The organism is Streptomyces sp. NPDC002623, from assembly GCF_053592635.1.
In genome coordinates, this window is sequence record NZ_JBSFWB010000094.1 from 1 (window position 1) to 4,979 (window position 4,979).

Sequence of the window (4,979 nt, forward strand, 5' to 3'; positions counted from 1 at the left end):
CGGAGACCCGTTTCGAGCTGGAACTGGCCCTGCGGGCCGGCGCGACCTCCGGGCCGCCCCGCGAGAACCCCCGGCCGGCGCCGGCACCCGTCCGCGGCGGCTGATGCTCACCTGCCGAGGAAAACCGGGACCGCGTTTGTCAATCCGGTGGCTAACGCAGGTATCGCACGGCGATCTAGTGTGTTGGGACGTCAGCAGCCGGTGCCGTGGTGGCCATGACGCTCGCAGCCCCGGTGCGCCAGGTCGGCGAGGTGGGCGGCGGCGCGTTCCGGGCCGAGGAAGGGGGCCAGCACGGAGAAGGTCAGTCCGGGCAGCAGGCCGGGCAGCTCGGCAGTCCGGCCGGCGGCGATCCGCCGGTGGATCGCGGAGTACGCTCCGCCGACCACGATGTCGACCAACTCCTCGGTGGGGAGAGGAAGTCCGCTCTCGGGAACGTCGGTGAAGAAGTCCCGGAAGCGGATCAGCAGTGCCTCGCGCGCTTCCCACCCGGCGGGGCCGACCGCGTCGATCTCCACCATCGCCATGGTCGCGAACGCGGGCGCCTCGGCGAGGATGCCGAGCAGCGCGCCGAGCCCGGCGCGCACCGCGCCGGGCCAGTCGGAGGTCCGGGCGTGCGCCTCCTCCATGGCCTTGACGACCATCGCCGTGCCGTAGCGGTGGGCGGCGAGGAAGGCGTCCTCCTTGCCCTTGAAGAGCTCGTAGAAGACCGGCCTGGTCACGCCGGCCGCCTGGCAGATGTCGCTGACCCGGGTGCGGGCGTAGCCGACCTGGGCGACGGTGCGGACGAATCCGTCGAGCAGCCGGTCGCGCTGGTTGGCGGCGACCGCCTCGGCAGAGGTGCGGCGCGGTCCTCGGCGCAGCGAACGCTCCGGGTCGCGTCCCGTACGCGTACCGGGCAGCACCGGCGCGGGCGCAACCGACGGGCCTGTTGCCATTCCACATCCTTCCTCGGGAACTCGCGCACACCGATCTACGCACACCGATCTACGCACACCGAAATGCACGCACCGACTTGCACGCACTGTCTTGACTTGAATACCCGTCAGGTTTACAACTCTCACAGGTTTTCTTCTTGCGCGGACCTGCGGCCGGAGACCCGCTGAAGCCGACAGTGTCACGCACCCGCAAGGCCGCCAACAAGTGTGCTCGCGTCCCTGATCCGAGGTCGGAGACGCGCACTGGTCCGGTCGTTCCCGCAGTTCGGGAACCACCCCGCGCGGGTCACCGCCTTCACCCCGAGCCGGGGATCGGCGACCCGCCCTCGCCACCCGCACCTGTACCAGAGGACCCCGCATGCGCAGACACACCGTCCCCGCCCTCGCCGCCACGGCCGCCCTGACGGCCCTGGTCTTCCTCCCCGCCACCGCCGCCTCGGCGGACGACGCCGTGCTCACCTACGGCAGCGCCGCCGGCAACGCCGTCTCCGTGGGCGACGTGCTCACCGCCTCGCTGGCGAACGGCACCACGGCCACCCTCGCCACCAGCGGCACCGGCACCTCCGGCATCACCTGCACCGGCTCGACGCTCTCCGCCACGGTGACGGACAACCCCGCCGCGCCGGGCGCCGCCACCGAGTCCGCCACCGCCCAGACCTTCAGCGGCTGCACCAGCAACGTCTTCGGCGTCCGCGGGGTGCAGAGCATCACCGTCAACGACATGCCCTACACCACCTCCGCCGCCTCCGACGGCACCGTCACGGTGACCCCGGCCTCGGGCGGCGCCATCCAGACCACGGTGGTGCTCTCCACCCTGCTGGGCTCCGTCAGCTGCGTCTACCAGGCGCCCAGCCTCTCCGCGGTCAGCTCCAACGGCGACACCAGCCTGACCTTCACCGACCAGGTGTTCAGCAAGGTCTCCGGCTCGCTGCTGTGCACCGGCAAGGGCTACTTCTCGGCCACCTACGCCCCGGTGGTCGACAGCAGCGTCGACGGCGCCCCCGCCGTCTACACCAACTGACGGCCCGTCCGAGAGGACTCCCGTGAAACTGTTCTCGTCCCGGGCGCTCATGGCCATCTTCGCCGTCCTCGCCTCGCTGGCCCTCGCCCTCGCGGCCCCTGCCCAGGCCGCCCCCGCCAACCCCTACGAGCGCGGCCCGGCCCCGACCTGGGCGAGCATCACCGCCGAGACCGGTCCGTTCACCGTCGCCTCGGTCACCGTGCCGTCCGGCAGCGGGCCGGGCTTCAACACCGGCACCGTCTACTTCCCCATCGACTCGAGTCAGGGCACCTTCGGCTCCGTCGTCATCATGCCGGGCTTCGTCGCCCCGCAGGCGGAGATCGCCTGGTACGGGCCCCGGCTGGCCTCCCAGGGCTTCGTGGTGATGACCCTGGACAGCAACGCGCTGTGGGACTTCCCGACCGACCGCAGCAATCAGCAACTCGCCGCGCTCACCTATCTGACGACCCAGAGCGTGGTGAAGAACAGGATCGACCCCAAGCGATCGGCCGTGATGGGCTGGTCGATGGGCGGCGGCGGCACGCTGGAGAGCGCGGCGAGCACCCCGTCGCTCAAGGCGGCCATCGCACTGGCGCCCTGGGACATCACCAACCCCGCCGGCCAGATCAAGGTACCCACCATGATCTTCGGCGCCGACGGCGACACCGTCGCCCCCGTCTCCACCTTCGCCCTGCCCGCCTACAACGAGCTGACGAACGTCCGCAACAAGGCGTTCGTCGAACTCAGGAACGCCGACCACTTCACCTTCGCCGCCGCCAACACCACGGTCGCCGAATACAGCATCGCCTGGCTCAAACGCTTCATCGACAACGACACCCGCTACGACCAGTTCCTCTGCCCGATCCCCAACGACCCCAACACCGTCGCCTTCCTGAACACCTGTCCGCTGTAACCCCACCGGAGCGCGGCAGGCACGGGCCCTCAAGGCCGCCCGTGCCTGCCGCGTCCTGCATACGGCCGTCAGGAGCCGGGCGCGGCCTGTGAAAGGGGCCGCAAATGCAACTCGCAGAATGCTCGAATATTGCGCTTGACTCGTGAGCCGCTGTGTGGGCACAGCTTTAATCCGGCCTCTTGTGCCCACAAGTCGAGCGGTGGTGTCAAGCGCGACCATGGTCACATTGTGAGTGCTGATCAGTGCCGTCACCTGCGACTTCGGGATGTTAAGCTTCTGGCTCGTCCCGAGTTCAGGTCACATGCCGTTCTGGCGTGCCGTCTCGGATTGCATGGCGGGTGTTCCCCATCTTTTCCATGAGGGTCCACCCTGACCTCTTTTCCCGAAAAGGAATGCGACTTCTCTTCCTGTCGTGTGTCCGGCCGGGGAATTCTTCAATCCATATTTGGAGCACGTCAATGTCTGCAGGCAGTACCGCAACCACCGCGTCCTCGCGGGGGGACACCGAGGCGTCAGAGACCTCGTCAGGGGGAGGCCGTCATCTGGGCCTCGCCCTGGTCGTGATCGCGGCCGCCCAGCTGATGGTGGTCCTCGACGCCACGATCACCAACATCGCCCTGCCCGCCATCCAGACCGACCTGGGCGTGTCCGACGCGAACCTCGCGTGGATCGTCAACTCCTACGCCCTCGCCTTCGGCGGCCTGCTGCTGCTCGGCGGCAAGGCCGGTGACCTGTTCGGCCGTCGGCGGATGTTCCAGGTCGGCATCGTCGTCTTCACCATTGCCTCGCTGCTGGGCGGACTCGCCCCGAACGAGGAGCTGTTGATCGGCGCCCGCATCCTGCAGGGTGTGGGCGCCGCACTCGCCGCGCCCAGCGCTTTGGCCCTCATCACCACCACCTTCCCGGCGGGCAGGTCGCGCAACACGGCGATGGGCGTGTACGCGGCGATGGGCGGTGTCGGCGCCACGGTCGGCCTGCTGCTCGGCGGCACACTGACCGACGTACTCGACTGGCGCTGGGTGTTCTTCGTCAACATCCCCATCGGCCTGGCCGTCCTGGCCGGCACCAGGACCCTGGTCGAGGCCGAGCGGCACCCCGGCCGCCTCGACGTGCCCGGCGCCGTCACCGGCACCGGCGGCCTGATCTCCCTCGTCTACGGCATCACACGCGGCGGCGAGCACGGCTGGACCGACGGCCTGACCCTGGCCTCCTTCGCGGTCGCCGCCGTACTGCTCGTCGCCTTCCTGTTCCTCCAGGCCCGTACCGCGGACCCGATGATGCCCCTGCGTCTGTTCAAGGACCGCAACCGCTCGGGCAGTTACGCCACGATGCTGTTCATCGGCTCCGGCATGTTCGCCACCTTCTACTTCCTCACCCTCTACATGCAGCTCATCCTGGGCTACAGCCCGGTGAAGACCGGCTTCGCCTACCTCCCCTTCAGCTTCGGGATGGCGGCGGCCGCGGGCATCAGCTCCAAGCTGGTCGCCCACTACGCGCCCCGGCTGATCGCCGGGCCCGGTCTGCTGGTCGCCGCCGCGGGCATGTTCTGGTTCGCCACCCTGGAACCGGACTCCTCCTACGCGGCCCACCTCATGCCCGCGATGTTCGTGACCGCCCTCGGACTGGGCATGAGCTTCGTCCCGATGACGCTCGGCGCGGTCAGCGGCGTCGATCACCAGGACACGGGTGTCGCCTCCGCGCTGCTGAACACCGCCCAGCAGATCGGCGGCGCCCTCGGCCTCGCCGTCCTGTCGACGATCTCCACGTCGGCGGCCGACGACAAGCTCCCCGAGGCGGCCGCCAACCTCTACCGGGGCCTGGCCACCAAGGACTTCGCCCTGGTCGCCAGGGCCGGGGACGCGGTGACCCACGGCTACACCATGGCGTTCGTGGCCGCCGGCGCGATGTTCCTGGCGGGCCTGGCCGTCACCGCGTTCGCCGTGAACGCCGGCAGGCAGCACCACGCCGAGGGCGAGGCGGCCCCGGTGCACATGGGCTGACCCCGAACACCGCGAGAGCCGCCGCCCGCCGAGGCGCCGGCGAGTTTGGCGCGGGCCAGGTCGATCATGGCCGGGGAGAGATCGACGCCTGTCACCCGGTGTCCCTGTTCGGCCGCGAGGAGCGACAGGCT

Annotated in this window: 4 protein-coding genes and 1 pseudogene; 3 read left to right on the forward strand and 2 right to left on the reverse strand. The window is 69.7% G+C overall.

The annotated features are described in order from the left end of the window. Positions 1–191: 191 nt before the first annotated feature. Complete coding sequence (locus ACWD4O_RS48555) at positions 192–935, reverse strand: TetR/AcrR family transcriptional regulator (RefSeq protein ID WP_451289568.1); 744 nt, start codon at positions 933–935, stop codon at positions 192–194. A 358-nt stretch (positions 936–1,293) separates the two neighbouring features. On the opposite strand from ACWD4O_RS48555, the gene ACWD4O_RS48560 reads away from it, so the two are divergent. The 3 genes from ACWD4O_RS48560 to ACWD4O_RS48570 all read left to right on the forward strand — a co-directional run bounded on the left by ACWD4O_RS48560 (position 1,294) and on the right by ACWD4O_RS48570 (position 4,848). After that, complete coding sequence (locus tag ACWD4O_RS48560; protein WP_451289569.1) at positions 1,294–1,956, forward strand: Tat pathway signal sequence domain protein; 663 nt, start codon at positions 1,294–1,296, stop codon at positions 1,954–1,956. A 49-nt stretch (positions 1,957–2,005) separates the two neighbouring features. Continuing rightward, a complete protein-coding gene (locus ACWD4O_RS48565) occupies positions 2,006–2,848 on the forward strand; it encodes a dienelactone hydrolase family protein (RefSeq protein ID WP_451289571.1) in 843 nt (280 codons plus the stop codon). A 458-nt stretch (positions 2,849–3,306) separates the two neighbouring features. After that, the gene (locus ACWD4O_RS48570; protein WP_451289570.1) at positions 3,307–4,848 is read left to right on the forward strand and encodes a DHA2 family efflux MFS transporter permease subunit; all 1,542 of its coding nucleotides are present in this window, start codon (positions 3,307–3,309) and stop codon (positions 4,846–4,848) included. 26 nt (positions 4,849–4,874) lie between these two features. Here the strand turns inward: ACWD4O_RS48570 and ACWD4O_RS48575 are convergent. Continuing rightward, a pseudogene (locus tag ACWD4O_RS48575) lies at positions 4,875–4,979 on the reverse strand (class I SAM-dependent methyltransferase); the annotation flags it as partial.

What these genes read in the sequence shown, in the direction of transcription:
- ACWD4O_RS48570 (WP_451289570.1), top strand. Translation starts at nt 3,307, where the DNA reads ATGTCTGCAGGCAGTACCGCAACCACCGCGTCCTCGCGGGGGGACACC.
- ACWD4O_RS48555 (WP_451289568.1), bottom strand. Translation starts at nt 935, where the DNA reads ATGGCAACAGGCCCGTCGGTTGCGCCCGCGCCGGTGCTGCCCGGTACG.
- ACWD4O_RS48560 (WP_451289569.1), top strand. Translation starts at nt 1,294, where the DNA reads ATGCGCAGACACACCGTCCCCGCCCTCGCCGCCACGGCCGCCCTGACG.
- ACWD4O_RS48565 (WP_451289571.1), top strand. Translation starts at nt 2,006, where the DNA reads ATGGCCATCTTCGCCGTCCTCGCCTCGCTGGCCCTCGCCCTCGCGGCC.